This window comes from Brachybacterium sp. Marseille-Q7125 (genome assembly GCF_023062615.1).
Lineage (GTDB): Bacteria > Actinomycetota > Actinomycetes > Actinomycetales > Dermabacteraceae > Brachybacterium.
In genome coordinates, this window is record NZ_JALLAL010000016.1 from 1 (window position 1) to 26,805 (window position 26,805).

Genomic DNA, 26,805 nt, shown 5'->3' on the forward strand with positions numbered 1-26,805 from the left:
GGACACCTGAAAGGTGCTCCTTCCAGTGGATGGCTACGAGTCTGAACAACCCGTATCATCCCAGGTCAGGAGCATCTTTCTCTATGTCGTCCACCAGTCGAAACCACACCTCGATGAAATCTCGAGGTTACCGTCGAGGTGTTGCAGCGCGGACGCTCCTCTCCCGGCCCCCGCCGGGGCGCCCGCAGCGCAGCGGAGAGGAGGTGTGCGATGAGCGCTCCCGCGATGGCCCCCAGCCCGTTCGACGGCGATGGCGCCCACAGCGATGGCGCCCACGGCGGCGGCGTCCACGGTGGCAGCCTCCAAGGTGGTGGAACCCCCGATGACGGCGTCCGTAGCAACGGGCGCACCCCCGACACGGCCCGCGAGCACGCCGTGCTCTCCTCCCTTCCGGACCGCTACCGACGAGTGCTCGCCCGTCAGGAAATCACCCGTGACTCCCTTGTTCAGCGCGGCAGCAGAGGTGATGATCCACAGCTCAGCGCAGCAGCGCAGGCGCTGTGGGATGCAGAGCGCGCCCACGGGCGCTCGCTCGCCGCCAAGCTCCGGGCGCTGGCCGCGCTTCATGCGATGGAGGGTGAGTACGAGGAGCTCACCGAGGTCGCGGAAGTGGACACCCTGCGCGCCGCCCTTGCTCTGCGCGTGACGCATGGCGCGGCGGAGTGGCAGCTGCGGGACGGCTATCAGGCCGTGCATCTGTTCTCGCGCACGCTCGCCCTCCTGGAGAACGGCAGAATGCCGGCCGCGTGGTTCCAGAAAATGCTCGTGACCTCGCGCAAGCTGAGTGACGCGTCGCGTCGGGAGCTCGATATCGCTATCTCCACGTGGTCGATGCATATCAGCGCCGAACGGTTCTTCCAGCTCCTCAAGGGCCTCATCGCCCACCTCGAGCATCGGGAGGCGCAGACGGAACCTGCGGCGCCCCCAGAGCGTTCGGTGACGCTTCTGCCCTGCGAGCGGCCCGGGACGGCAATGCTCCAGGTCGAGGGGCCCATCCATGAGGTTCTCGGGGCGTGGAAGGAGCTCGATGAGTCCGCGCGAGCCGTCCAGGCCGCGCAGCGCGCCGCCCTGCGCGACGGCACCGAGATCCCCCTGGACCCCGACCGCACGGTCGAGGAGGAGCGTCGTGCCCTTTCTCTGCCCGTCCTGCGGTTCCTGCTGCTGACCGGCGCGGACCTGCGCACCGAAGGCATCCCGGTGCCCACCGAACGGTTCCGACTCAACATCACGGTGCCGATGCTGACCCTGCTGGGCGGCAGCGATGAGCCCGGCAGCATCGATGGACAGGCACCGCTGCCGCCCACCCTGGCCCGCACCCTCGCCGGTGGACAGGACACCTGGTACCGCGTCCTCACGGACCCCAGCAGCGGAGCCTTCCTCCCGCTGCCCGCCGACCGCTACCGCCCCACCACCGCGATGCTCGAGCACCTCCGGCTGCGCAACAGCCTGTGCGCCGCCCCCGGCTGCACCCGCCCCACCTCGTGGGCCTCCGAATGCGACCACATCGAGGAATGCCACCGCGGCACCCCGGGCTACGGCGGGCTCACCGAGGTCGAGAACCTGCACCTGCTGTGCTGGCAGCACCACCTCGACAAGACGAACGGACTGCTGGACCCGGTGCGGCTCCCCACGCGCTCACGCCGCGCCCCCGGCTGCACCCATTGGTCGATCGGGGCCGACGGGGATGCGATCACCGTGATCGACGATCTCGATACAGCCAGCCTGCGGATGGTCGAGACCCTCGAAGCCGCCTGGGCAGAGCACCTGCGCGGCAAGCACGCCGCCGAGGTGGTGCAGGAGCCTCCGGGAACGGCCCCTCCGCCCTCGGCCACACCGCTAGCGCGCTCGGAGGCCCGCGCGGCGATCCCACCGCCTCGGCAGCCCCGGTCGCCAGCGCCCCGGCAGCCTCGGTCCACTGCATCCCGCCAGCCGCGATCCACACCACCCCCGGCTCCACCAGCCCCACCGCCCGGCGGCTGGGGTGACGTCGGGCCGCCGCCGTTCTGATCGGGGCACATGCCCCCGTGCCCTACCCACGTCGCTGTGTCATACCCCCTTCGTAGAGTCGAGGCCATGAAGATCCTGCACACCTCGGACTGGCATCTGGGGCGCACCCTGCACAAGGTGGACCTCCACCCGTATCAGGCTGCGTTCCTGGACTGGCTGGTGGACCTCGTCGTGCGCGAGTCCGTCGACGTCGTCGTCATCCCCGGAGATGTATACGACCGTGCCGTCCCCGCCGTCACCAGCGTGACGCTGCTGGATGACGCCCTGGCCCGCCTGGCCGCGACGGGCGCGACCGTGGTCCTGACCTCCGGGAACCATGACTCCGCCGAGCGCTTGGGGTTCGGTCGCAGCCTCATGCGCGCCGGGATCCACCTGCTCACCGACATCCCCGGCATCGACCACCCCGTCAGCGTGCAGGATGAGCACGGCGAGGTGCTGTTCTTCGGCCTGCCCTACCTCGACCCCGACCGTGCCCGCATCGACCTGGTTGGCGACGAGGAACCGCCCCTGGCACGCAGCCACGAAGCCGTCACCCGCGCTGCCCTCGAGCGGGTGCGGGAGCGTGCCGCCGCCCATGCGGACAGCGTCGGCCAAGCTCCCCGCACCGTCGTGCTCGCCCACACCTTCGTCACCGGCGGCGAAGGCTCCGATTCCGAACGCGACCTCACCGTCGGCGGCGTGGACTCCGTGCCCGCCGGGATCCTCGGTGGCATCGACTACCTCGCCCTCGGCCACCTGCACGGCTGTCAGGATCTCAGCACCCTCGTCGGCGCCCCCGCCTGGTACTCCGGCTCCCCACTGGCCTTCTCCTTCTCCGAACGCCACCACCGCAAAGCCGTGCTCCTCGTCGAACTCGGCACCCCCGGCATCCCCGCGCAGGTCACCCCCATCCCCACGCCTGTGCCGCGCCCCCTCACCGAACTGCGCGGCACCCTCGAGCAGATCCTCGCTCAGCAGGACGAACACGCCGGTGACTGGCTCAAAGCCGTCGTCACCGACCCCGCCCGGCCCGCCCACCTGCAGGAGCGCCTGCGCGAGGCCTATCCGCATCTGCTGCTGACCGAGTACGCCCCCGAGGGGCGCGAGGCCCGCACCGCCACCCCCGTCGTCCGCCGCGAACAGAACCCCCTCGAGGTCATGGACGAGTTCCTCGCCCACGTCACCGGGGCGCCGCCCACCCCCGCGGAGCACGACGTCATGGACCGTGCCTACGCCGCGGTGCGCGGCCGACGGGAGGCCTCATGAAGCTCCACCACCTGCGACTGATCGGCATCGGCCCCTTCGCGGGCACCGTCGAGATCGACCTCGCCGCCCTTGGCGCGAGCGGCATGTTCCTCCTCGAAGGCCCCACCGGCTCCGGAAAATCCACAATCCTCGATGCCATCGTGTACGCCCTGTACGGGCAGGTCGCCGGGGACACCAGCCCCGCCCGCATCCGCTCTCACTTCGCCCCGCCGCAGCAGGCCAGCGTCGTCGATCTCGTCTTCGAGACCGGCAGCGGGATCTACCGGGTGCGCCGCAGCCCCGAGTATCAGCGGCCCAAGCTGCGCGGCAGCGGCACCACCAAGGAGCAGGCCAAAGCGGTGCTGTGGCGCATCAGCTCCCCGCAGGCACTGCCGGAGGTGATCGCCGATGTCGCCGGCGGCGGTGGGGGAGTGGACGTGGTCGCCACGCGCATCGATGAGGTGGCCCGCGAGATCGAGCGCGCCATCGGACTGACCCGCGAGCAGTTCACGCAGACCGTCCTGCTGCCCCAGAACGAGTTCGCCCGCTTCCTGCGCGCTGACACGAAGGATCGTCAGCAGGTGCTGCAGCGCTTGTTCGGCACCGAGATCTACGCGGCGGTCGAGAAGGAGCTTGAGGAGCAGCGTCGGCAGGCCAAACGCGATGTCGATGCCGCCCGACAGACCCTCGCCACCGCCCTCGCCCGCTTCACCGAGGCTGCCGCGGTCGAGGACGAACCGGCCGCCCAGCTCGCCGACCACGCGGATGCGCTGCGGCTCGATACGCTCGCGGAAGGGGCCGACGGGATCCTCACCGCCGCGACCGCGCAGGAGGCCGAGGCCGTGACCGCCGCCCAGACCGCCCGCGCCGCCGAGAAGACCGCCCGCGAGGCAGCCGATGCCGCGCGCGCCGCTCGCACCCGGATCCAGCGCCGACGTGACCTCGACGAGCTCGCCGCACGGCTCGAACGCGAGGCCCCCGCCGCGGTTGCCGCGACGGCAGCGCTGCAGGCCGATGAGACCGCCCGGCCCGTCGTGGATCTGCTGCGCCGCCGCGACCGCGCCGCCACCCAGGCCACCCGGGCCGCCGAAGCGCTGACCGACGCGATGACAGCGGCGCGCGCCGCGCACCCGCACCTCGTGGGCCTGCTCGAGCAGCCCGAGGCCGCCGCCCAGCTCGCCACCGCTGCCGAGGAGGCGACCGCCGCGGCCGGTGCCCTCGCCGAGCTCGCTGAGCTCGAAACGGCGCTGCCTGCTCGGGAGCAGAAGCTCACCGCGCGGCGGGAAGCGCTCGCCACCGCGCAGCAGGCCCTTGCCGACCTCACGGACCAGCTCGCGGCCCGCCCGGCGCAGCGCACCGACCTCCTCGCCCAGCAGGAGCAGGCCCGCGAGCAGGCCGGACAGCTGCCCTCCGCGCAGCACGCCCTCCAGGAAGCGCAGCAGACCCAGCAGAACCTCTCCGCCCTCGCCGCGCAGGAGACCGCCACCGCCACCGCCCGCGACACGGCCGCCGCCACACTCGAGACGGCCCGCGAACTCGCCGAGACCGAAGCGGATCTGCGCCGCCGACGCTTCGCCGGAATCGCCGCGGAGCTCGCCGGGGGGCTCGAACCCCAGCAGCCCTGCCCGGTCTGCGGCGGCACCGAGCACCCGAGCCCCGCCGAGCCCGGCCCCGATGCCGTCTCCCCTGAGCAGGTCGAGGCTGCGGAACAGCAGCGCCGCCGTGCCGAGACCGCTCAGGCCGCCGCGCAGCAGGACCTCGCCCTGGCCGAGCAGAAGACGGCTGACCTGCGGGAGCGGACCGCCAGCATCACCGCCGAGGATGCCGCCGCAGCTGTCACCGCAGCCCAGCAGCAAGTCACCGCCGCGACCACCGCCCGGCAGCGCACCGCCGAGCTCGAGCAGCAGCTCACCGCCCACGACGAGGAGACCGCCCGCCTGAGCGCCACCCGGGAGCGCGACGCCCTCGCCGTGGAGCGCGAGGACACCGCGATCACCGCCACGCAGGACGCACTCACGGCGGATCGCGCCCGGATCACGGAGGCCCGCGGCGAGGACGCCACGATCACCGCCCGCCGCACCGCGCACACCGCGACCGCGCGCACCGCGACCGTCCTGCGTGAGGCCCTGCGCGAGCGCGAGGACGCCATGGAGCGCGCTGCCGAGCTCGAGCAGGAGACCGCCGCGGCGCTCGCCACGAGCGGCCTGGTCACCGCCGAAGCCGCCCGCGCCGCCGCGCTCGCCGACACCGAACGCACGCGCCTGCGGCAGCAGACCCAGGCCCGTGCGGTCGACGAACAGCGCCTGGCCGACGGGCTCGCCGAGGACGGCATCGCCGACACCGACGCGAGCGACACCGCCGCCGAACAGGCCGAGCACGCGGTGCACGCTGCCGCCGCGGCCCTCGAGCAGGCGTCAGCGCGCGCCCGCGAGGCCGGTGCTGTCTCCGCGCGCCGCACCGCCCGCGCGGAGCGCACCCGCGCCGCCCGCACGCTGCTGACGGAGGCCACCGCGCAGGTGCGCCGCGTCAGCGAGGAGGCCGGGGTGATCGTGCGGGTGGCGGACCTCGCGACCGGCCGCAGCGCCGACGGGGACCGCGTGCAGCTGTCCACCTACGTGCTCATGTGGCGCCTGGACGCGGTGATCGACGCCGCCAATGAGCGCTTGGCGCTCTTCTCCGGCTCCGAGCTCGAGCTGATGCGGGACACCGGCGCCCGCGGCGCCCGTCGGACCGGACTGGACCTGCTGATCCTGGACCGCCGCACCGACTGCACCCGCGTCCCCGAGACCCTCTCCGGCGGCGAGACGTTCTTCGTCTCCCTCGCCCTCGCGCTGGGGCTCGCCGACATCGTCATGGGGGAGGCCGGCGGCGTGCAGATGGAGACGCTGTTCATCGACGAGGGCTTCGGCTCCCTGGACCCCGAGACCCTCGAGACCGTGGTCCGCGAGATCGGGCGGCTCGCCCAGAGCGGCCGCACCATCGGCGTGGTCAGCCACGTCGGCGACATGAAATCTCAGATCGCCGAACAGATCCACGTGCGCCGCGGAGAGGACGACCGCTCCACCGTGACCATCACCGCCTGAGCGCGGCGCACCGCCCCAGGCCAGCGCACCACCCAGACCGGGGCGTCCCGATACGATGTTCCCTGGCCCGTGAACGCTCCCCAGGAGGACGAGAATGGTGGACTCCCTCACCGTCCAGATCGTCGTGACGATCCTCGCGGGTCTGGCCTACATCGTGGGGCTCGCTGGAATCATCGTGCCCGTCCTGCCGGGCACCATCACGATCGTGATCGCCACCCTGATCTGGGCGATCATCGTGGGCGGCTGGCCGGCCTGGATCGCCTTCGGCATCGTCCTGCTGCTCGGCGCGGCCGGTATGACCACCAGCTACGTCCTCACCGGGCGGCGTCTGCACCGCGCTGAGGTGCCGATGTGGCCGATCTACGTCGGCATCGTCTCCGGCATCGTCGGCATCTTCGTGATCCCCTTCCTGGGGCTGCCCATCGGCTTCCTGATCGGCCTGTACATCAGCGAGGCGATCCGCCAGAAGGACTGGCGCAAGGGGCTGACGACCATGTGGATCGCGCTGAAAGCCCTGGGGGTGGGGATCCTCATCGAGTTCAGCCTCGCAATGTGCTCCACCATCGTGTTCGCCATCGCCGTCACCGCGCACTTCGTCCTGTGATGCGCCAGCATCCCGCCGTCCTCTGGCCCGGTCTGAAACGGCTCCTCACCGGCTCCTGGGAGCAGCGCACCTGGTTCGTCCTCGCCGTCATCGGGGCGATCGCCTTCGCGCTGCTGCAGATCGCGACCTCCTCGATCATCGGCCGCGTCACCGAGGACGTCATCGTGCCGTCCTTCGCCGCCGGGGAGGCCCGCCCGGCTCTGCTGGCCGGTGGGGGACTGGCGATCCTCGGCATCGCGGTGGCCCGCGCCGTCTCCGTCATGGCACGCCGCGTCTTCGCAGCCGCCGCCCAGTTCGACCTGTTCCGCCTGTACCGCGAACGGCTGGTCGCGGTCTATTCGCGCGTGCCGCTGCTGTGGCACCGCCGCCAGGCCACCGGCACCCTGCTGAGCTCCGTGTACTCCGATGTCGAGGCGACATTCTTCGCGATGGCGCCATTCCCCTTCGCGATTGCGACCATCGCGATGCTGATCTACGCCACGATCGTCGTGTTCCGCATCGACCCGGTGATCCTGCTGATCATGATCGCGCTGATCGGGATCCTCATCGTGCTGAACATCCTGCTGCAGCGCATGGCCACCCCGATCGCGATGCGCTCCCAGCAGCTGCGCGCCGAAGTCGCCGAGATCGCCCATGAGTCCTTCGACGGCGCGCATGTCGTGAAGTCCCTGGGCCGCGAGGACGTCGAAGAGCAGCGCTTCACCCGCACCGCCGAAGAGCTGCGCACCACCGGCATCCGCTTCGGCTACGTGCGCGGCTGGTTCGACCCTGCGATCGACGCCCTGCCGAACCTCGGGATCCTCGCCGTCGCCGTGCTCGGCGCGTGGCGGATCTCCGAAGGGCACCTCAGCACCGGGCAGCTGGTGGAGGTCGCCTACCTGTTCACTCTCATGTCCCTGCCCATCCGCTCCTTCGGCTGGGTGCTCGGGGACCTCTCCCGCACCGTCGTCGGCGGTGGGCGCGTCCAGCAGATCCTGGATGTTACCGACCGCCGCACCTACGGCGACCAGTCCCTGCCGCCCGGACCCGGGGCGCTGCGCCTTCAGGACGTGAGCTTCGAATACCGCGATGACCCCGCGCAGATCATCCTCGGCCGCGGCGGCCGCCCCTCCGAGCATCTGCGCATCAGCTCCGCCCTGCACGACGTGACCCTGAGCGCGGACCCGACCGCCGGCACCCGGGTGCTCGCCGTGGTGGGGCCGACGGGATCCGGCAAGTCCTCCCTCGCCCTGCTCGCCGCGGGCCTCGTCCCACCCACCAGCGGGCGCATCACCCTGGACGGCGTGGACCTCGCGGACCTCACCGCCGAGGCGCTCACCGCGGATGTCGCCCTCGTGCTGCAGCAGGCCTTCGTCATCGACGCCTCGGTGCGGGAGAACATCACGCTGGGCACCGACATCGATGAGGAGACGATCCGCTGGGCCCTGCGCGTCGCCCAGGCCGAGCAGTTCGTCGACGCCCTGCCCGAAGGGATCGACACCGTGCTCGGGGAACGCGGCGGTTCCCTCTCCGGTGGGCAGCGTCAGCGCATCGCCCTCGCCCGCGCGCTGGCCCGCAAGCCCCGCCTGCTGATCCTCGATGACGCCACGAGCGCCTGCGACCCCAGTGTGGAGCTCGCGATCCTCGAGGGCATCCGCACCGAGATGACCGACTCCACCCTGCTGCTGATCGCCTACCGCAAATCCACGATCTCCCTCGCCGATCAGGTGGTGCTGCTGGACCACGGCCGCGTCACCGCCCGCGGCACCCACGAGCAGCTGCGCGCCACCAGCGGTGACTACCGCGCCCTCGTGGACGCCTACGACGAAGCGGCCATCTCCCACGAGCTGCTCGAAAGCCATGGCGCGAGCGACCAGTCGGGAGGTGACCGATGAGCGCCCCGACCTCCTCCCGCCTGGGCGGCGAGACCACCGCCGATGAGGGTGCGATCCGCACCATCCGTCGCGGCCTCGCCCTCACCCCCGAACTGCTGCAGGGCCTGTGGTTCACCCTGCTGCTCGCCGTCATCGCGACCGCCGGCAAGGTCGTCGTGCCAATCGCCGTGCAGACCATCCTGGACCGCGGCATCATCGCCCCCGACACCCCGGACATCGGATTCGTCGCAAGCGCCGCTGGGCTCGCCGCCCTCGTGCTGCTCGCCACCGCGAGCTGCAACGTGCTTATGAACCGCCGCCTGTTCCGCCTCGCCGAGACGGCGCTCGCCACCCTGCGCACCCGCGCCTTCCGCCACATTCACGACCTGTCCCTGCTCACCCAGGGCACCGAGCAGCGTGGCGCCCTCGTCTCCCGCGTCACCAGCGACGTCGACACCGTCAGCCAGTTCATGAGCTTCGGCGGCATCATGCTCGTGGTGATGAGCTTCCAGCTGCTGCTGGCCACCGTCGTGATGGCCCTGTACTCCTGGCCGCTCGCCCTCGTGGTGTGGCTGTGCTACCTGCCGGTCCTCGCCCTCATGGGCGCCCTGCAGAAACGCATCCGCGCCCGCTACCAGCAGGTCCGCATCCGCGTGGGCACCATGCTCGGCACCGTCTCCGAATCCCTCGTCGGCTCCGCGACCGTCCGCGCCTACGGCACCGAGGAACGCACCCGACGCCAGCAGGTCCAGCGCATCCGCGATGTCCGTAACGCCCAGTTCGCGGTGCTCAGACCCCAGTCCGCCTCCTTCTTCCTCTCCGAGACGGCCGATGGCCTCGCGACCGCCGTGGTCGTCGTGGTCGGGGTGCTGCTCGGCACCGGGGCGCTCGGCATCGACCTGCCCGGCGCCGACCTCACCGCCGGGGGTGTTATCGCCTTCGTGTTCCTGGTCAGCCTGTTCAGCCAGCCGGTCCGCATGGGCATCGAGATGCTCTCGGAGGCGCAGAACGCTGTGGCCGGATGGCGGCGCGTGCTCGGCGTCCTGGACACCCCGGCCGATGTGGCAGATCCCGGCGGGGCGATGGACCCCCTGACCGGGCGGCGCACCGCCCCGCATCCGGAGGCGACCGCGCTGCCGGAGGGGCTGCTGGACATTGCGGTGCGCGAGCTGCGCTACCGCTACCCGACCGGCCCCGAGGTGCTGCACGGCATCTCTGTCACCATTCCGGCTCGTTCCACTGTCGCGATCGTGGGGGAGACCGGCTCGGGCAAGACGACGTTCGCGAAGCTCCTCACCCGCATGATGGACCCCGCCTCGGGCAGCATCGAGATCGGCGGTGTGCCGCTGGACCGCGTGCCCTATGCCTCTTTGCGCTCGCGCGTGATCATGGTGCCGCAGGAGGGCTTCCTGTTCGACACCACCGTCGCCGGGAATCTCCGCTACGGCAGACCCGATGCGACCGAGGAGCAGATGCGCCAGGCGCTCGCCGAACTGGGCCTCGCCACCTGGGCGGAGGAGCTTCCCGAAGGTCTCGACACCCCCGTCGGCCAGCGTGGAGAGTCCCTCAGCGCGGGGGAGCGGCAGCTCGTGGCCCTTGCCCGTGCCTACCTCGCCGACCCCGATGTGATCGTCCTCGATGAGGCGACCAGCGCCGTGGACCCCGCCGCGGATGTCCGTCTCCAGCAGGCGATCGACGGGCTCGCGCGCGGCCGCACCACCATCACGATTGCGCACCGGCTCTCGACCGCTGAGCGGGCCGACCAGATACTCGTGCTCGACCACGGACACCTCGTCGAGCATGGCACCCATGCCGAGCTCGTGCAGCTCGACGACGGGATCTACGCGGGGCTGCACCGCTCGTGGGTGGCGCACCGCAGCGAGCGGTGAGCGGCGCCCGCCGCGGCGCGTGATTCCCTGCTATCTCAGGTCAGGGCGTCTGAGACGGACGATGGGCCAGTGCGATCCGCCATCGCGGACTGATCTCGTCGGGCGCGGTGGCGGCGCCGACGAGAGCGGAGCCATCGCCCGGTATGGCGATCTCGTCGCCTTCGAATCCTGTGACGACGAGGTCACCATCGCGGCTCCGGATCATCAATCGGACGACGGACACCTCCCCGGTATGCCCAACGCGCATGATCCCCACAAGTGTGCTGCCGAGCATGGCCTGAGTGCCCTGTGCGTGATCGATGAGCCCTGTGCGTGATCGATGAACTGCATCATCAGCTCCTCACTCTCCGGTGGTAGGTGCGTCGACATAATTGGTGCGACGGAAGTTCTCCTGGAATTCGTCCTCCGTCAGCCAGAGGCTTCCCCCGGAATTTCCGTTCACCTGAGCATTCGGGCCCCACGGGTTCTGCACCTGCATCATCTTCTCCATACTGCCGGAACCGGGTGGGTTCTCTCGCATCTCGACCGCAGCGACAACATATGAGTGGTCCGGCACGATGTTGTCAGCCTCGACGTGAGGCGTCTCGAAGATCCACCATCCGTTCTCCTCGGTCTTCGTGTCGACAACGACTGGACCATCCGCCAGATACCTCTCGATGTCCTCGAGAGTGGCACCGTCGTCATAGTGCGCGTCCTTGCCGGTGATCATTTCAAGAGCGAGCTCGGGCTGGTCCGCAGTGATGTCCTCGTACGACCCCCCATGTACTCCGCAGCGGCTTTCTCGTAGATCGAGGCCCAATTGGGTTCGCCGTCCCCGCCCTTGACCGCGGCGTTGCTGAACGTGCCCTCGACTGTGATCTCCACAGGTTCCCCCTCGTGGTACATGGTCACCGTGTAGGTCCCATCGCCATTGTCGGAGATCTGCTCCCTGAGCCATGCGGGGTCCGTGTTGGCTGTGGCACCGAGCGAGGCGAGGAACCAGCAGTCCCCGATGCCCCGTTGGTTGCTGTCCGTTGCGTCGAAAGGTTTCTCGTCGAGATCGATCTCCCCGTCCGGAGCCTGATGCCCATCTTTTGCGGTGGGATCGCCCTTGTCCCAGTCCTCAATGCCCGGGGGAATCTCCGGGTCCCCCTCCCGGTCTTCGGGATGCAGCTCCGTCCGGCTCCCATCCTCATTGCTGGAGTCGCCCCGATACCCTGAAGAGGTGCCGTTCCCGCCCCGGGACCACCCCGCTCCGTCGCCTCCTGGACCTGGTGTCGAGTCTGCGTCGGAGGCGGCATCCTGTTCGTCGGCGTGGCTCACGAGCTCGTTGGCCCGGCGCCGGAGATGGTCGGCGCAGGTCGTGAAGGCCGGTCCGACCTGGGCGTGCCATGTATGACGGAACGTTTCAGCGTCCTCGCCGGCCCAGGTGACTCCGTCGATCGAGGTGCGGAGTCTTTCGATGATCCGGTCCAGGTGCGCGGAACCCTTCTCGATGGTCCCCTCCGCCCTCACGGAGCTGCTCTGTGCGCGCCCCGAAGAATGCATTCATCATTGTCCCCCTCTTCTGGTCGCTAGAGTGTGGCGGGGAGAGCGCCGCAACCAGGGGGAGAACTCCCCATGGCAGTGCCGGAGACGTGGGCGTCCGGCGCAGCGCGGCTCACCATTCAGCAGCAGCCAGCATCGACCCGGGGGACAGAGCCGTGAGCGCGGAGCATCTCGAGAGCACCCCTACGCCGGAGGCGGACCCGCGGCGCCGCATCGTCCTCGCCGCACTGTCGGTCGTGCTCGGGGTGCTCGGCGCCGTGTGGTCGGCGGTGGCCACGGCGCTGATGATCGACATCGCCCGCATCACCTACTACCTGCCGACGCCGGATCAGGCGGGGGCCACCGAGCATCATGACTGGCACCTGCCGGCCCTGCTGCCGACGCCTCTGGGTGCCCTCGCCCTCCTCCTCGCCGCCACCGGCATCGCGCTCGGCGGGTGGGGGCTCGTGCGCCGACGCGGTGTGCGGGGCTGGGTGCTCGTGCTGCCGTGCGTCGCGCTCCTGCTCGCCACCGCCGCGTTGACCATCACCGCCGCGATCCCCCAGAGCACGGCGACGTACTGAACAGGGCGCGGACCGGAAGGCACGGCGCCGCAGACACCGTGGGCCTCCCCGTGGGCCTCATCGTGGGACCAGCGTCGGGGCCCTAGGATTCGGTCGTGTCCGATGCGCAGAACCCCTCCGATCCGCTGAACCCGCCGATCCCTCCGATCTCCGCGCGCGACGCCCCCCGCTTCCGCAGCGCCGAGAGGAAGAATGCGCTCGCCGCCGCCTTCCAGGAGCAGGGTGAGGACTACGACCGCCTGCGCCCCGGATACCCGGACGCCGTCCTCGAGGGGATCCTCGCCCAGGTGTCGCACCGACCGCCCGGTGCTGCTGCGCGGGCGATCGACCTGGGCGCCGGGACCGGCAAGCTCTCCTGGGCGCTCGCGGGCAGGGGCCTCGACGTCACCGCCGTGGACACCAGCGGCGCGATGCTCGAGACCGCACGGCGAAGCGGGCCGGCGGGCACGCAGCTCACCACCTGCCTCGCACCGGCCGAGGCCACCGGGCTCGAGACCGGCGCGGCCGAGCTGATCACGGTCGCGCAGGCCTGGCACTGGTTCGACGCCGAAGCGGCATCGGCCGAGGCGGTGCGGCTGCTCGCCCCCGACGGGGTGCTCGCCCTGGTGTGGAACGTGCTCGACGTGACCATCCCGTGGGTGCACCGGCTCTCTCGGATCATGCACGCCGGTGACATCCACCGCGAGGACTTCCTGCCCACGGTCGGCCCCGGGCTCGAGCTCGCCGCGCGCAGCGTGCACCAGTGGGAGGACCCGATGTCCACCGGCGACGTCATCGACCTCGCCCGCACCCGCAGCTACGTGATCACCGCCTCCGAGGATCGCCGCGCGAAGGTGCTGGCGAACCTCGACTGGTACCTCCACGAGCACCTCGGACACGCTCGCGGCGCGACCGTCGGCATCCCGTACCGCACCGAGCTGTTCCTGTACCGGGCGGGCTGAAGCTCAGCTATCGGAAGCGCCGCCGGCATCGGAGGGCCCGCCGGGCGGGGCGATCGCCATATCGGTCACGCGCCAGCGCTCACCATCCCAGGCGACCGTCGCGATGATCTGCCCGGAGACCGATTCGAGCGGCAGCGGCTCGAGGTTCGGGTCATCCACCAGGGTGCTTTCGGCCTGCGTGAAGTCAGCGGTGACCGTGCCGGTCGCGGGCGGCTCCCCGGTGCCCTCGAAGCTCGCATCGTGCACCTCGAAGGCACCGCCCGCGAGATAGCCGCCCTGGTCCTTCAGCACCTCGGCATTGTCCAGGAAGCTCAGGCACACCTGGCAGTTCGGGTCCACGCTCTGGCGCCACACCTCGGTGTCGCCACTGCTCATCATGTAGTCATAGCTCAGCAGCAGATGCGTGAGAGTCGCCTCCGCTCCCGCGGCGCTCTGCTCCGTCAGCTCCGGGGGATCCTCCGGACGCGGCAGCTCGGGGCGGGGCGGCTGGTCGGCAGGATCCATCGCCCGACGCCCCTCGGGCACCGGTGTGTCCTGAGACGACGAATCGCCACCGCGCAACGCCCCGATCCCCGCAATCCCGAGCGGGAGCGCGAGGAGCAGGGCGAGCACGATGACGACAAGGCGTTGGCCGGGCTTGTTCACCCGGCCAACGGTAGATCACTTCGCTCAGTGCTCGTCGTAGTGATCCTCATGCACGGCGTGCTTGTGGCCGTCATGCAGGTAGTCCACGTGATCCTCGTGCTTCACGGCCTCGTGGCCGCAGTCCTCGCCATGCTTGTGCTCGGCGACGGTGTGCTCGGCGATCTTCTTCTCGCAATCGGTGCTCATGATGTCTCCTCAGGGTTGTGCTGGTGATGCAGGACATGGGCCACGGCGTCCTCGACGACGTGCGCCACATGCGCATCGGCCAGGGAGTACACGGCTTCCCGGCCGATCCGTTCCACGGTGACCAGATGCGTCTGTCGCAGAGTGCGCAGATGCTGGGAGACCAGGGGCTGGGACAGTCCGGTGGCCTCGGTGAGGGCGCCGACGGAGCGCGGGTGCTCCGCCAGCAGCCGCACGATCTGCAGCCGCGACTCATGGCCCAGCTGCTTGAACAGCAGGGCCGCGAGCTGGGTGCCGCGATCCGTGGTCATGGAGCCATCACATCACACATATAAGAAGATTGCAATATGCACATGAAGCTATGTGTGTTCGCGCGAGGGGCCCCGGGCGCGCACTGTGAGAGCTGGGGAACATCAATTTGTAGACATGCATGGGGCTGCATACTCTTGAGGGGTGTTGGTCAGTCATCCCCGTCGGCGCGTTCTGCTGGGCGCCATCCCCCTGGTCCTTGCCGGATCCGGGCTCAGCGCCTGCACCCGCGCCTCCGAACGTCTCGATGCCGAAGCCGCCGCCGTGCCCGTCGTCGATCTCTCCGACGTCACCGAAGTCCCCGAGATCGCCGACCTCGTGCCGACGGCGATCCGTGAGCGCGGAGAGCTCGTCAACGGCGCCGAGCTCAGCTACGCGCCCGCTGAGTTCGTCGGCTCTAACGGGGAGGCGGTGGGCTTTGACATCGACCTGCTGAGCGCCATCGGAAAAGTGCTGGGGCTCGCCACCCGCACCGAAGCCGCCGTGTTCGCGCAGATCATCCCCGCCGTCGGCACCACGTACGACGTCGGCATCTCCAGCTTCACCATCAACGCCGAACGGCTCGCCTCCGTGACCATGGTGTCCTACCTGCGCGCAGGCATCTCCTACGCCGTGAAGACCGGCAACCCCTACGGCATCGACCCCGCCCACCTGTGCGGTCAGCGCGTGTGCCTGCAGGTGGGCACCTACCAGGAGGAGCTCGCCGAAAAGCGCTCCGCCCAATGCCGCGCCGATGGCCAGGGCGGCTACGACCTGCTGACCTACACCTCCAACGCCGACGCCGCCACCAACGTCGCCGGCGGCAAGGGCGACATCCTCATGGCGGACTCCCCGGTCACCGCCTACGCGATCGCCCGCTCCCGCGGCACCCTCGAGGCCATCGGCGAGATCGAGGAATCCGCCCTCAACGGCATCGTCGTCGCTCCCGACCAGCCCGAGCTCGCCGACGCGATCCGCGCCGCCGTGCAGCACCTCATCGACACCGGCCTCATGGAGCGGATCCTCGCCGCCTGGGGCAACGCCGATGCCATGATCCCGACCGCGGAAGTGAACCCCGAACCGTGAGCAGCCTGACCGCACCCTCTCCCGCGCCTGCGCCCATTCGCGCCAAAGCCGCCCCGCGTCCCGGCACCTGGATCTCCGCCATCATCGTTGGGCTGCTCGCCATCGGCCTCATCGTGTTCCTCGTGACGAACCCGGTGCTCGCCTGGGGAACCGTCGCCACCTACATCCTGGATATCAAGGTGATCCAGGGGGTGGGCTGGACACTGCTGCTGACGCTGCTGTCGATGGTGCTCGGCACCGCCGTCGCGCTCACCGCCGCGATCATGCGCCGCAGCGACAACCCCGTGCTGCGCGGCGTGAGCTGGGTTTACATCTTCGTCTTCCGCGGTGTGCCGGTGTACACGCAGCTCGTGTTCTGGGGCCTATTCACCGTGATCGTCCCGAGCATCATGGGCCTATCCACCCGCGACCTGCTCACCGCCTTCTGGGCCGCCGTGATCGGCCTGGGCCTGAACGAGGGCGCCTACCTCGCGGAGATCATCCGCTCCGGCCTGAACTCCGTGGACAAGGGGCAGACTGAGGCCTCGCGGGCGCTCGGCATGAAGGAGAGCACCATCCTGCGACGCATCATCGTGCCGCAGGCCATGCGGGTGATCGTGCCGCCGCTGGGCAACGAGACCATCGGCATGCTGAAGACCACCTCGCTCGTGCTCGCCGTGCCCTTCACTCTGGATCTCACCTTCGCCACCAACGGCATCGCCAACAAGCTGTTCACCCCCATCCCGCTGCTGATCGTCGCCGCCCTGTGGTACCTCGCGATCACAAGCGTGCTCATGGTCGGCCAGCACTACCTCGAGCGGCACTTCGGGCGCGGCATCGACACCGCCCCCGTCGGCCGCCGCTCCCGCCAGGCCGCCGTGAACCGCGCCGGCACCACCCCGAACGACCCGCTCCCGGAGGTGGAGCTGTGATGAGCGCTGAGATGAGTACTGAACCCCTGGTCCGCCTGGAGAGCGTCCACAAGTCCTTCGGCGATGTGCACGTGCTGCGGGGCTGCGACCTCGCGGTCCAGCGTGGCGAGGTGGCGGTGCTGCTGGGCCCTTCCGGCTCCGGGAAATCCACGCTGCTGCGCTGCATCAACCAGCTCGAGGAACCCACCGCCGGGAAGGTGCTGATCGACGGCGTGCTGCAGGGGTACGCGCCTGAGCCGTTGCCCGATGGGCGCTGGCAGAAACTCTCCGCGGCGCAGATCGCCGCGCAGCGCTCCCGGATCGGCATGGTGTTCCAGCGCTTCCACCTGTTCCCGCACCTCACGGCGCTCGGCAACGTGATGGAGGCCCCCGTGCAGGTGCGCGGGGTCTCGAAAGCAGCGGCGCAGGCACAGGCCCGGGAGCTGCTCGCGCGGGTGGGCCTCGCGGATCGGGCCGACCACTACCCCTCCGAGCTCTCCGGCGGGCAGCAGCAGCGCGTGGCGATCGCCCGCGCGCTGGCCATGGACCCCGAGCTGATGCTGTTCGATGAGCCCACCAGCGCCCTGGACCCCGAGCTGGTCACCGAGGTCCTCACCGTGCTGCGGGACCTCGCGCGCGAGGGCATGACGATGGTGGTGGTCACCCACGAGATCGGCTTCGCCCGCGAGGTCGCCGATCAGGTGGTGTTCATGGACGAGGGCCGCATCATCGAACGCGGCAGCCCCGCGCAGGTCATCGACCACCCGCGCTCCGAGCGCCTGCAGGAGTTCCTCGCCTCGGTGCTGTGACCCGTCGGCCGTGCCGGAAGCGGCTCAGGCCGCGGGGATCTCGAACTCTCCGCGGAACTCCGGGATGGTCTCGTCCTCGCCGAGGACCTTCACCTCGGGCCGCACGTAGGCGCCCTTGAGCGCGTCGCCGGTCTGCTCGACGTAGATCGGGATGTACCCGGTGGCCTCGCCGTCGCGGCGCGGGGCGCCCTCGAAATAGGTGAAGCCGGCGGCGGTGAGCTCCTCGTCCGCGGTCGAGGCGTAGTTGACCTCCTCGCCGCCGTCGTCCAGCAGGAAGTCCCGCTGGCTGACGACGCCGCCGAACTGCTCGCCCGGCACCACCTTCACCTCGAGGTAGACCATCTCGCCGTCGGGGTTGTCGGAGGCCGCGTAGTACTCGGTGGGGTTGTTCCCCACGGCCGAGACGATGGTGACCACGTCGCCGGTCTCCTCGTCGACGAGCTCGGTGCCGATCTCCACGACCGTCCTCTCGTCGGCCGGCTCGGCCTCCTCCTCGGCGACGCCGGCTGCCGGGTCCGGCTCGGCCGGGGCCTCGTCGGCGCCGCCGCAGGCGGTCAGGGCGAGCACGGTGACGGCGGCCAGGCCGGCGAGAGCGCTACGCAGAGGCGCCCCTCCGCGGCTTCAGGACCGGGCCGGACGCTCCTCGAGCTGCCGGCGGCGAGAGCGGCCCGCCCCACCCGCCGGGGGCGCCGCGAGGGCGGCGGCGATCGCCGTGGTCAGCGGGATCGCGAGCACGAGGCCGATCGAGGCGACCAGGGTCCGGAAGATCTCCGCGGCGATCTCACCGGAGGTCAGGGTGTCCAGCAGGGAGCGGTTGATGGTGCTGGCGTACATCAGCAGCGGCAGCGCGGAGCCGATGTAGGCGTAGGCCAGCGTGTAGACGGTCGAGGCGATGTGATCGCGACCGATCCGCATGGTCGCGCTGAACACCGCGAGCCTCGAGGCCGAGGGCATGGCGGCCCGCAGCTCCCAGGCGGAGGAGGCCTGGGTGATGGTGACGTCGTTGAGGGCGCCGAGCCCGGAGATGATCACGCCGGCCAGGAACACGGCCGACAGCGACAGCTGCGGGTAGCTGGAGAAGAGGATCTGGGCGGCGTCCCCGTCGGCCCCGGTCATCCCGGTGGCGCGCCCGGCGAGCAGGGCGATCAGCACCGTCACCGCGATGCCGCCGAAGGTGCCCAGCACCGCGGTGGTGGTGCGCACCGAGATCCCGTGCGCGAAGTAGACGCAGGGGAAGATCATCGCCGACGCGGCGACCAGCGCGACCAGCACCGGGTCCTGACCGGCGAAGATCGCCGGGAGCATGAACCACAGCACGATCGCGACCCCCGCGGCGAGGCCCACCATCGCCCGCAGGCCGCTGCCGCGGGCGACGAGCGCCACCAGCAGCAGGTAGGCCAGCAGCAGCAGGCCGAGCGGCAGCGCCCGCTCGTGGTCGAAGTAGAACAGGACCGGGGCCGACGCCTCCTCGACGCCTCCAGCGTCCTGATCGCCGAGGTCGAGCACCCGCAGCCGGTCACCCGTGCGGATGCCGTCGGCCGCGATCTGGGGCGGCACCTCCACCTGGACGCTCTGCCCGTCCAGCGGGTCCGCACGGCCGACCGCCTCGACGAGGACGCTCTCCTCGGTGTCCCCGACCTCCGGCACCTCGGTGACGGTGACCGGGACGATCTCGACGCCCGGGGCGAGGAACTCGGACTCGGCGGCGGGGGCGGACGCGCCGGGCCACAGGATGATCAGACCCGCGACGGTCGCGGCGAGCAGCGCGAGGACCAGCGCGGTGAGCACCCTCCGCGGACGGCGGCCGACGGGCGCGGGGGAGCCGTCGCCGTGGGAGTGCGAGTGGGTGTGCGCGGGGGCGGGCGCATCGTCCGCGCGACGCGCCCGCCTGCCGTGGCTCACCACTCCAGGATCTGCCAACGCTTCTTCTTCGCCGCGGCGTACAGCCCCAGGTCCGGGGCGATTGCGGCGGGGTGGCCGACGAGCTCCAGCCAGGCGGCATCGGCGTGCGAGTCGCCGTAACCGTAGGAGGCGGCGAGGTCCGCGCCGTGCTGGTCCGCGTACTTGCGCAGCCAGTTCGCGCGCGCCTCGTCCACCAGCGGCGGGGTGGCCAGGAACCCGGTCATCACGCCGTCCGCGTCCTCATCCATATGCGTGGCGATGACGTCGTCGAACAGGTCCGCGATCGGCGCCACGAGCACATCCAGCGCCCCGGTGACCAGCACCGTGCGATGCCCTGCGGCGCGGTGGCGCTCGATGGTCTGCAATGCCTCCGGGCGGATCGAGGCGCGGATCCGCCGCCCCGCCTCCCCGGCCATGATGCGGCGCAGGTCCTCGCTGCGATGCCCCGCATAGCGGCGGTTGACCAGGCGGATCAGCTCGGAGCGGTCGCGCTTCTCCGCCCGCAGGTAACCGGGCACGGAGGTCAGCAGGGCGGAGACCTCTCCGGGCCAGGTGCGGCGAGGCCGCGTGGCCCGCACCACCGCGAAGTACTGCTGCACGATGTTCGTGGCCAGCACCGTGCCGTCCAGGTCGAAGACCGCCAGCGTGCCCGTGCCGGGCTTCAGATCCTCCGGCGGGCGGTTCGCGCGGCGCCGCGAGGCGGCCTTCGCCCGCGAGTACGCCTTGGTCAGCTCGGTCACGGCCGGCAGATGCTGCTGCTGGAAGTACTCGCGCCAGGAGATCTCGGTGACATCGAAGTCATGCGTGGTCAAAAACTGCGCGGGTAGCTCCTCGCGCAGCGCCCGGGTGTTCGCATCGTCGAAGACCATCTCGGTCTTCGTGTAGTGGCGGTACAGCTCGATGTACTTGCGCAGAGTGGACAGGCCCGAGGTCGCCTTGTGCAGGGAGCTGGTCCATTCGCGGGTGCGGCGCGTGGCCGGCAGATGCGCCACCACCTGCGAGCCGAGCCGGGCACCGAGCTCCTTGGCCCGGAACCGCTGCTCCACCATCTCCACCGCGGGGAAGGACCACTCGGGCACCACGATCGGGCGGCCCCTGTCATCCTCCAGCGGATGCTCCAGGAAGTACTCGCGCACCGCGGAGACCATGTCGTGGAACGGCAGCGGATTGGTGTTGCCGGAGACCACCTGGAAGTACGCCTCATCGCCGCGCCGCTCGGTGTCCTGGGTGGCCAGCGCCACGATCACATTGACCACGAAGTCCACCGGGATGACGTCCAGGATCGTGTCCGCGACGCCCGGAAACTCCGGCAGCAGACCCTTGCCGTAGGCCATGATCAGCGGGTCGGCAACCTTGTAGCCGTCGATCCAGCCGGGGTAGGGGCGGCGCACCGCGGACTCGATGATCGACGGGCGCACGAAGGACACGCGGTGCCCGGCATCGGCCCACATCTCCTCAGCCACCTGCTCGGCCATCGCCTTGGTGAAGGTGTAGATATCGGTCCAGCCGACGGACTGGGCGCGGGTGCGGCCGAAGTCCACCAAGCGCTCATCGACCCACGCCTTGCGCGCCTCCTCCGAGGAGGCGGCCACGGCCTTGGGGCCCATGCGGCCCACGGCGTGCTTCGCGCTGCGGATCTGCGATCGCAGGGTCTCGGGCCGACGGGACTCCGCCTCCACGCGGGTACGCGCGGCCAGCGCCGCCTCGTACTCATCGCGCCAGTTCACGGTGGCTGGCAGGCGACCCTCCCGGCGCAGACCCTTGGAGATGCCGCCCACATAGGCGGTGGACACATGGATCACATGCGGGTCCTGCCCGGAGGCCAACAGGGCCTCGTACAGGTTCTTGGCCCCGCCCACATTGGTGCGGAACGCCTCATCGATCGGCGGGTCGAAGGACACCGAGGACGCCGAGTGGATCACCACATCGACCGGTTCGGTGATCTCCGGCATGTCCGTGAGGTCACCCTCGAGGGCGCTCACGCGCTCAGCGAAGATCTGCGCGACGCGCTCGGTGCCGCCCTCGCCCAGCTCGTCCGCCCACGAGGCGAACACTGGCTTCTTCAGCAGCTGCTCGAGCCGCCGGTTCCCGGAGACGGAGCCCTTGGGACGCACCAGGGCGGTGACATGGACGTCCTCGGTGGTCTCCAGCAGGGAGCGCAGCACGGCCTGTCCCAGAAAGCCGGTGACACCGGTGAGCAGGATCCGGCGGCCGCCGGGCACGGCTGCGGCAGAGCGGTCAGTGGTGTGGGGCATGGGATGTATCGTAGCGGCCATGCACAGGGCCCTGATCACCGGCGGCACCTCAGGCATCGGGGCCGCGTTCGCCAGAGCGTTCGCCACGCGTGGCGTGTCTCTCGTGCTCGTCGCACGCAACGCCGCGCGCCTGGATGAGACCGCCGCACAGCTGCGCGCCGACCACGGCATCGAGGTGGAGACCCTCGTCGCCGATCTCGCCGACCGCGAGGCTCAGCAGCGCGTGGCCGACCGGCTCGAAGCCCCCACCGACCCCGTCGACGTGTTCGTCAACAACGCCGGTTTCTCCGTGCGCGCGGGCCTGCTCGATGAGGACATCTCCCCGCACGACCTCGGCTTCGAGGTGATGATCCGCGCGGTCCTCAAGCTCGGCGGCGCCGCCGGACGGGCCATGCGCGAGCGCGGGCACGGCTGGATCATCAACATCGGCTCCGTCTCCGCCCTGGTCACCCAGAACAACTACTCCGCCATCAAGGCCTGGGTGGGCAACTACTCCGAATCCCTGGGCGTGCAGCTGGCCGGCACCGGCGTGCAGGTCACCGCGCTGATGCCCGGCTGGGTGCGCACCGAGTTCCATTCCCGCGCCGGCATCAAGGGCTCTTCCATCCCCGGGGTGCTGTGGCTGGACGCCGACCGCCTGGTGGAGGACTGCCTGCGCGATGTTGCCCGCGGCAAGCCGGTCTCGATCCCCTCGACGCGCTGGAAGCTCATCGCCGCGGTGCTGCGCACCACCCCGCGCGGCCTCATCGCCCGTCTCAGCGCTCTGCTCAGCCACCGCCGCAGCCGGGAGAGGTGAGCCGATGATCTCGCTGTCCGCTCGCAGCCGCGGCCAGGGCTGGGAGAAGCCGCCGCCGGAGCTGGCGAAGTTCCGCTCCCGCTGGCGGGCGAACGTCCGCTTCGTGCTGCAGCGCGTGATCTTCCGCGCGGTGGTCAACTCCGCGGTGACCCCGAGTGCGACCGTGCCCCGTCGGGTGCGCTCCGTGCGCGGTCCCTTTGTGCTGGTCGCCAACCACACCAGCCACGTCGATGGGCCGCTGCTGGCGATGAGCATGCCGTGGACGCAGGCGCGCTACCTCTCCACCGGGGTGGCGGCCGACTACTGGTTCGATCATTGGCCGCGCCGCGTGTTCGTGCGCGGGATGATGAACGCCTTTCCGATCGACCGCGGCGGCTCCCGCAAGCACTCCGGGACCTCTCGCCGTCTGCTGCGCTCGGGTGTGCCGATCCTGGTGTTCCCCGAGGGTGGGCGGCAGAAGACCGGCGTCATGGCCGAGTTCAAGCCCGGTGCGGCGGCCCTCGCGATCGGCGTGGGCGTGCCCGTGGTGCCGGCGGCGATCATCGGCGGCCACGAGGCGATGCCCAAGGGGCGCTCCTGGCCCAAACCCGGCCGGCCCCCCGTCGGCGTGGTCTTCGGCGAGCCGATGATCTCCTACGAAGGGGAGTCCGCCGTGGACTACAGCGCCCGCATCCAGCAGCGCGTCAAAGAGCTGTACGACGAGTATCACGACGAGATCCTCGGCCCGGGCGGGTCGGGAGAGAAGGAGTCCGCATGAACCAGAGGCTGAGCGCCCGCGAGGTCAAGCGGCACAAGTGGTGGGGCTGGGGCCTGGATGACGTCACCTTCCGTTGGGACAACAAGCCCGCCTTCGCGCCGCTGGCGAAGCGGAAGATCGGCGTGGACCTCGCCTCCCTCACCCCGAGCGAGCCGCAGCTGAGCGACCACGAGGTGCCGCCGACGCGCCTGCCGGGAGCGGTGCGTGAGCTGCTGGCGGGCGCCGTCGGCCCCGAGAACGTGCTGGATGACGACGAGTACCGCGTGGTCCACTCCTTCGGCCGTTCCCTGCCGGACCTGTTCCGCGTGCGCACCGGCGACTTCGCCCGGCTGGTGGATGCGATTGTCTACCCCGCGAGTGAGGAGGAGGTCGCCGCGGTGCTGCGCGTCGTCCTCGAGCAGGACCTCGTGCTTATCCCCTACGGCGGCGGGTCGTGCATCTCCGGCTCGGTCACCCCGGACCCGGCCGAGGAGCGCCCGGTGATCACCATGAACCTGGGCCGGATGCGGGATGTCCTCGAGATCGACGAGACCGCGGGTCTGGCCCGTGTGGAGGCCGGCGTGTACGGCCCCGACCTCGAGGAGCAGCTGAACGCCCGCGGCTGGACCATGGGCCACTTCCCCGACTCCTTCACGTACTCGACCGTCGGTGGCTGGGCGGCCACCCGCTCCACCGGGATGCAGTCCGACAAGTACGGGGATATCGAGGACATCGTGCGCGGCATGCGGGTGGTCCACCCCGAAGGCACCGTGGTCACCAAGCCCATCCCCGGCCGCGATGCCGGCCCGAGCGTCCACGAAATGATCCTGGGCAGCGAGGGGCGGCTCGGCATCATCACCGAGGCGACCGTGCAGGTGCACCGCATCGCCCCGGTCCGCCAGGTCATCGCCTACATGTTCCCCGACTGGGAGCATGGCATCCGCGGGATGCACGCGATCGCTCGCAACACCGATGTGGCGCCCACCTTCGCGCGGCTGTCCGACGGGCCGGAGACCGAGTTCTCCCTGTCCATGGTCAAGGAGCCGACGTCGGCGAAGTCCAAGGTCGCCGCGAAGGTGCAGGAGGGGCTGTTCGCCTATCTGCGCTCTCAGGGCTGGGACACGAGCGAGGAGATGTGCATCTCCTACGTGTGCTTCGAAGGCTCGAAGCAGTCCGTGGACGCCCAGAAGGCGATCGTGAAGAAGATCGTGAAGAACAACGGCGGCATCACCCTCGGTGCCGGGCCCGGCGCGATCTACGACCAGAAGAAGTTCGACACCCCCTACCTGCGGGACTTCCTCATGGACTACCAGGTCTTCGGCGATGTCTGCGAGACCGGCGCCACCTGGTCACGGCTGAACGAGGTCCACTCGCGGGTGTACGACGCGTTCTATGCGGCGCAGGCGCAGCAGGGTCTGCCCGGCTTCATGTTCTGCCACATGTCGCACAGCTACCACGGCGGGGCCTGCCTGTACTTCACCTTCGCCTTCCCCTTCTCCTCACCGGAGCAGGCGCTCGAGCAGTACTACACCGCCAAGCGCGCCGTCCAGCAGACCTTCGTGGACCTCGACTCCGGGGTGTCCCACCATCACGGCGTGGGCACCGAGCATCTACCGTGGATGCGGCAGGACCAGGGCGAGGTGGGAATGTGCCTGATCGAGGGCCTGTTCGAGATGACCGACCCGGGCCGGAACCTCAACCCCGGCAAGGTCGCCACCCCCTGAGCTGACGCGGGCTAGGACCACGATGCCGACCGCACCCCATCCGGTGCTCGTGCTGCGCCACGGCGAATCCACCGCGAACGTCGAGGGGCTGATCGCCTCCGCCCCCGGCCCGCGCACCCTGGTGGAGGTGGGGCTGACCGAGCGCGGACGCGAACAGGCGCGAGCGGCCAGCGCCGTGGCGCGTCGAGCCGGGCTCGGAACGGACACCGTGATCATCACCAGCGACTTCGCGCGCGCCCGCCAGACCGCGGAGCTGTTCGCCACGGGGCTGGGAGCGGGCGCGCCGTTGCTAGATCAGCGTCTGCGTGAGCGTGACTTCGGGATCCACGACGGCGGCCCGCACACGGCCTACGACGGGATCTGGGCGGTGGACCTCGCGCGCGGCGAACACACGGACGAGGTGGAGAGCGTTCAGCACGTGGCCGACCGGACCCTCGCCGTGCTGGAGCGGGCCGATGCCGCCGCCCGCTGTGCTCCCGTGGTGCTCGTGGCCCACGGAGATGTGCTGCAGATCCTGCTGGCGCTCGCCGCGGGCATGGACCCGCATGACCATCGAAAGCAGCCTCCGCTTGGCAATGCAGAGCTGCGCGCAGTGGGGAATGCGAGACCGCCGCTCTCGAGTCGAAGCTGAGAGCGGCGGTCGCCGACGCTGAGAAGTTGGCGCGAGGGTCAGGCGTTCAGGACCTTCATCATGCCCGGGAGGTCCTCAGCGAGGTTGTCCCGCCACAGCCCCCACTCGTGGGTGGCTCCCCGCACCACCTGGAAGTCGTGGTCGATGCCGGCGGCGGCGAGCTCTCCCGCGAAACGCTCCTGATTGGGATGGACGATGTTCTCGATGAAATCGGCGCCCACCTCCCCAAGCTTCTCCTCGAAGGTGGCCAGCAGATCCGGGTTGTCGAACAGACCGTCGAAGAAGTCTCCCCAGGGGCCGTCCCCGGTGCGCAGGAACACGCGCTTGCCCTTGTACTTGTCGATGTTGTCGATCGGGTTGTAGCCGCGAGCGATCTGCGGGTACCAGTCGTGGCCCCAGGTGGCGCCGGGCAGGTTCGAGGTGCCGAAGTACTTCTCCGCGTCAAAGGCAGGGCAGATCCAGATCGCCCCGCCCACCAAGGTCGAATCGGGGTGACGGTCCGAGCAGTCAGCAGGACCGGAGTAGGAGCTCACGGACCGGAAGTGGCCCCAGTACCGCTGGCCGAGCGCGAGGGCGCCCCAGCCGCCCATCGACAGTCCGCCGATCGCCATGGAGTCCGGACGGGTGCGGAAGTTCTCGTGCACGAACGGCAGCACCTGGGTCATGATGAACGATTCCCAGGCGGCCTCGCGTCCCGGCAGGGGGAAGTTCGCGTTGGAGTAGAAGGAGCCCGCGCCGCCATCGGGCATCACGACGATGACCTCATGCTTCTCGGTCTGCTCGAGGACGCCGCCGGCTTTCGTCCAGTCCAGGAAGAGGCCGCCGCGGCCATGCAGGAGCAGCAGCACGGGGTAGCGGCGGTCGGAGTTTTCGGTGTAGCTGGGCGGGACGGTGACGCGGAAGGACGGCGGGAAGGTCTTGACCATGCCGCCGGTGTCCACCCGGAAGTCCACCGAGCGGATGTCGTGATGGATCCACGGGCTGCCGTCGATCATCCTGAGCCCGGCGGCGTTGTGGAAGTCGCCCAGCTGTGCGGCGTTCGCGGCGGTGCCGCCCACGGCGACGAGAGGGGCGAGGGCCGCGGCCCCCATAAGCAGTCGGCGGCGGGTGGTGGTCAGCGGGGTGGTCGGGCTCATGCGTGCTCTCCTCCAAGACGCGACGTGGGTGCG

Annotated in this window: 25 protein-coding genes; 15 read left to right on the forward strand and 10 right to left on the reverse strand. The window is 70.2% G+C overall.

Going from position 1 to position 26,805, the window contains the following annotated elements:
• Window positions 1-210: 210 nt before the first annotated feature.
• From MU407_RS05775 to MU407_RS05800, 6 genes are all read left to right on the forward strand, one after another.
• Window positions 211-2,007 carry an HNH endonuclease signature motif containing protein gene (locus MU407_RS05775; RefSeq protein WP_246956066.1) on the forward strand — a complete coding sequence of 599 codons (1,797 nt, stop codon included), beginning with the start codon at window positions 211-213 and terminating at the stop codon, window positions 2,005-2,007.
• Between the two features lie 66 nt (window positions 2,008-2,073).
• Window positions 2,074-3,252 (forward strand): exonuclease SbcCD subunit D, encoded by a 1,179-nt coding sequence (locus MU407_RS05780; RefSeq protein ID WP_246956068.1) that lies wholly within the window; start codon window positions 2,074-2,076, stop codon window positions 3,250-3,252.
• Window positions 3,249-6,314 (forward strand): SMC family ATPase, encoded by a 3,066-nt coding sequence (locus MU407_RS05785; protein WP_246956070.1) that lies wholly within the window; start codon window positions 3,249-3,251, stop codon window positions 6,312-6,314. Before MU407_RS05780 ends, MU407_RS05785 begins: the two co-directional genes overlap by 4 nt.
• 94 nt (window positions 6,315-6,408) lie before the next feature.
• Window positions 6,409-6,918 carry a DUF456 domain-containing protein gene (locus MU407_RS05790; protein WP_246956072.1) on the forward strand — a complete coding sequence of 170 codons (510 nt, stop codon included), beginning with the start codon at window positions 6,409-6,411 and terminating at the stop codon, window positions 6,916-6,918.
• Window positions 6,918-8,792, forward strand: coding sequence for an ABC transporter ATP-binding protein (locus MU407_RS05795; RefSeq protein ID WP_246956073.1), 1,875 nt, complete (start codon window positions 6,918-6,920; stop codon window positions 8,790-8,792). The genes MU407_RS05790 and MU407_RS05795 overlap by 1 nt, the downstream gene beginning before the upstream one ends.
• Window positions 8,789-10,660, forward strand: coding sequence for an ABC transporter ATP-binding protein (locus MU407_RS05800; RefSeq protein ID WP_246956076.1), 1,872 nt, complete (start codon window positions 8,789-8,791; stop codon window positions 10,658-10,660). The genes MU407_RS05795 and MU407_RS05800 overlap by 4 nt, the downstream gene beginning before the upstream one ends.
• A gap of 40 nt (window positions 10,661-10,700) precedes the next feature.
• Here MU407_RS05800 and MU407_RS05805 read toward each other — a convergent pair whose 3' ends face one another.
• From MU407_RS05805 to MU407_RS05815, 3 genes are all read right to left on the reverse strand, one after another.
• Entirely contained in the window at window positions 10,701-10,934 is a 234-nt protein-coding gene (locus MU407_RS05805) for a hypothetical protein (RefSeq protein ID WP_246956078.1), read from the reverse strand.
• A 66-nt stretch (window positions 10,935-11,000) separates the two neighbouring features.
• Window positions 11,001-11,369, reverse strand: a complete 369-nt coding sequence (locus MU407_RS05810) for a hypothetical protein (protein ID WP_246956080.1) — start codon at window positions 11,367-11,369, stop codon at window positions 11,001-11,003.
• Window positions 11,366-12,187, reverse strand: a complete 822-nt coding sequence (locus MU407_RS05815) for a C2 family cysteine protease (RefSeq protein ID WP_246956082.1) — start codon at window positions 12,185-12,187, stop codon at window positions 11,366-11,368. The genes MU407_RS05810 and MU407_RS05815 overlap by 4 nt, the downstream gene beginning before the upstream one ends.
• A 155-nt stretch (window positions 12,188-12,342) precedes the next feature.
• Here MU407_RS05815 and MU407_RS05820 point away from each other — a divergent pair, with 155 nt between their 5' ends.
• Window positions 12,343-12,750: a hypothetical protein gene (locus tag MU407_RS05820; RefSeq protein WP_246956084.1), complete on the forward strand. Its 408-nt coding sequence runs from the start codon at window positions 12,343-12,345 to the stop codon at window positions 12,748-12,750.
• A gap of 95 nt (window positions 12,751-12,845) precedes the next feature.
• On the forward strand, window positions 12,846-13,691 hold the full coding sequence (locus MU407_RS05825; protein ID WP_246956086.1) for a class I SAM-dependent methyltransferase: 846 nt from the start codon (window positions 12,846-12,848) through the stop codon (window positions 13,689-13,691).
• 3 nt (window positions 13,692-13,694) lie between these two features.
• On the opposite strand, the gene MU407_RS05830 is transcribed toward MU407_RS05825, so the two are convergent.
• Genes MU407_RS05830 through MU407_RS05840 form a run of 3 tightly spaced genes read right to left on the reverse strand, consistent with a single transcriptional unit; the run spans window position 13,695 to window position 14,830 of the window.
• Window positions 13,695-14,336, reverse strand: coding sequence for a DUF6318 family protein (locus MU407_RS05830; RefSeq protein ID WP_246956088.1), 642 nt, complete (start codon window positions 14,334-14,336; stop codon window positions 13,695-13,697).
• A 24-nt stretch (window positions 14,337-14,360) separates the two neighbouring features.
• Window positions 14,361-14,522: a zinc transporter permease gene (locus MU407_RS05835; protein ID WP_246956090.1), complete on the reverse strand. Its 162-nt coding sequence runs from the start codon at window positions 14,520-14,522 to the stop codon at window positions 14,361-14,363.
• A complete protein-coding gene (locus MU407_RS05840) occupies window positions 14,519-14,830 on the reverse strand; it encodes a metalloregulator ArsR/SmtB family transcription factor (RefSeq protein WP_246956092.1) in 312 nt (103 codons plus the stop codon). Before MU407_RS05840 ends, MU407_RS05835 begins: the two co-directional genes overlap by 4 nt.
• A gap of 142 nt (window positions 14,831-14,972) precedes the next feature.
• On the opposite strand from MU407_RS05840, the gene MU407_RS05845 reads away from it, so the two are divergent.
• From MU407_RS05845 to MU407_RS05855, 3 genes are read left to right on the forward strand one after another with little or no spacing between them, the layout of a single operon-like run.
• On the forward strand, window positions 14,973-15,893 hold the full coding sequence (locus tag MU407_RS05845; RefSeq protein ID WP_246956094.1) for an ABC transporter substrate-binding protein: 921 nt from the start codon (window positions 14,973-14,975) through the stop codon (window positions 15,891-15,893).
• Entirely contained in the window at window positions 15,890-16,804 is a 915-nt protein-coding gene (locus MU407_RS05850; RefSeq protein ID WP_246956096.1) for an amino acid ABC transporter permease, read from the forward strand. Before MU407_RS05845 ends, MU407_RS05850 begins: the two co-directional genes overlap by 4 nt.
• An 11-nt stretch (window positions 16,805-16,815) precedes the next feature.
• Window positions 16,816-17,592: an amino acid ABC transporter ATP-binding protein gene (locus tag MU407_RS05855; protein ID WP_281507689.1), complete on the forward strand. Its 777-nt coding sequence runs from the start codon at window positions 16,816-16,818 to the stop codon at window positions 17,590-17,592.
• Between the two features lie 24 nt (window positions 17,593-17,616).
• Here the strand turns inward: MU407_RS05855 and MU407_RS05860 are convergent, their stop codons facing one another.
• From MU407_RS05860 to MU407_RS05870, 3 genes are read right to left on the reverse strand one after another with little or no spacing between them, the layout of a single operon-like run.
• Window positions 17,617-18,159, reverse strand: coding sequence for a hypothetical protein (locus MU407_RS05860; RefSeq protein WP_246956098.1), 543 nt, complete (start codon window positions 18,157-18,159; stop codon window positions 17,617-17,619).
• A 54-nt stretch (window positions 18,160-18,213) separates the two neighbouring features.
• The gene (locus MU407_RS05865; RefSeq protein ID WP_102234914.1) at window positions 18,214-19,494 is read right to left on the reverse strand and encodes a YibE/F family protein; all 1,281 of its coding nucleotides are present in this window, start codon (window positions 19,492-19,494) and stop codon (window positions 18,214-18,216) included.
• Window positions 19,491-21,749 carry an HAD-IB family hydrolase gene (locus tag MU407_RS05870; protein WP_246956100.1) on the reverse strand — a complete coding sequence of 753 codons (2,259 nt, stop codon included), beginning with the start codon at window positions 21,747-21,749 and terminating at the stop codon, window positions 19,491-19,493. The genes MU407_RS05865 and MU407_RS05870 overlap by 4 nt, the downstream gene beginning before the upstream one ends.
• A 19-nt stretch (window positions 21,750-21,768) precedes the next feature.
• On the opposite strand from MU407_RS05870, the gene MU407_RS05875 reads away from it, so the two are divergent.
• From MU407_RS05875 to MU407_RS05890, 4 genes are read left to right on the forward strand one after another with little or no spacing between them, the layout of a single operon-like run.
• A complete protein-coding gene (locus MU407_RS05875; protein ID WP_102234912.1) occupies window positions 21,769-22,545 on the forward strand; it encodes an SDR family NAD(P)-dependent oxidoreductase in 777 nt (258 codons plus the stop codon).
• 4 nt (window positions 22,546-22,549) lie between these two features.
• Window positions 22,550-23,302, forward strand: a complete 753-nt coding sequence (locus MU407_RS05880; RefSeq protein ID WP_246956102.1) for a lysophospholipid acyltransferase family protein — start codon at window positions 22,550-22,552, stop codon at window positions 23,300-23,302.
• On the forward strand, window positions 23,299-25,005 hold the full coding sequence (locus tag MU407_RS05885; protein WP_246956104.1) for an FAD-binding oxidoreductase: 1,707 nt from the start codon (window positions 23,299-23,301) through the stop codon (window positions 25,003-25,005). The genes MU407_RS05880 and MU407_RS05885 overlap by 4 nt, the downstream gene beginning before the upstream one ends.
• A 22-nt stretch (window positions 25,006-25,027) precedes the next feature.
• Window positions 25,028-25,636, forward strand: a complete 609-nt coding sequence (locus MU407_RS05890; protein ID WP_246956106.1) for a histidine phosphatase family protein — start codon at window positions 25,028-25,030, stop codon at window positions 25,634-25,636.
• Window positions 25,637-25,674: 38 nt separating this feature from the next.
• Here MU407_RS05890 and MU407_RS05895 read toward each other — a convergent pair whose 3' ends face one another.
• Window positions 25,675-26,772: an alpha/beta hydrolase-fold protein gene (locus MU407_RS05895; RefSeq protein WP_246956108.1), complete on the reverse strand. Its 1,098-nt coding sequence runs from the start codon at window positions 26,770-26,772 to the stop codon at window positions 25,675-25,677.
• Between the last annotated feature and the right edge of the window lie 33 nt (window positions 26,773-26,805).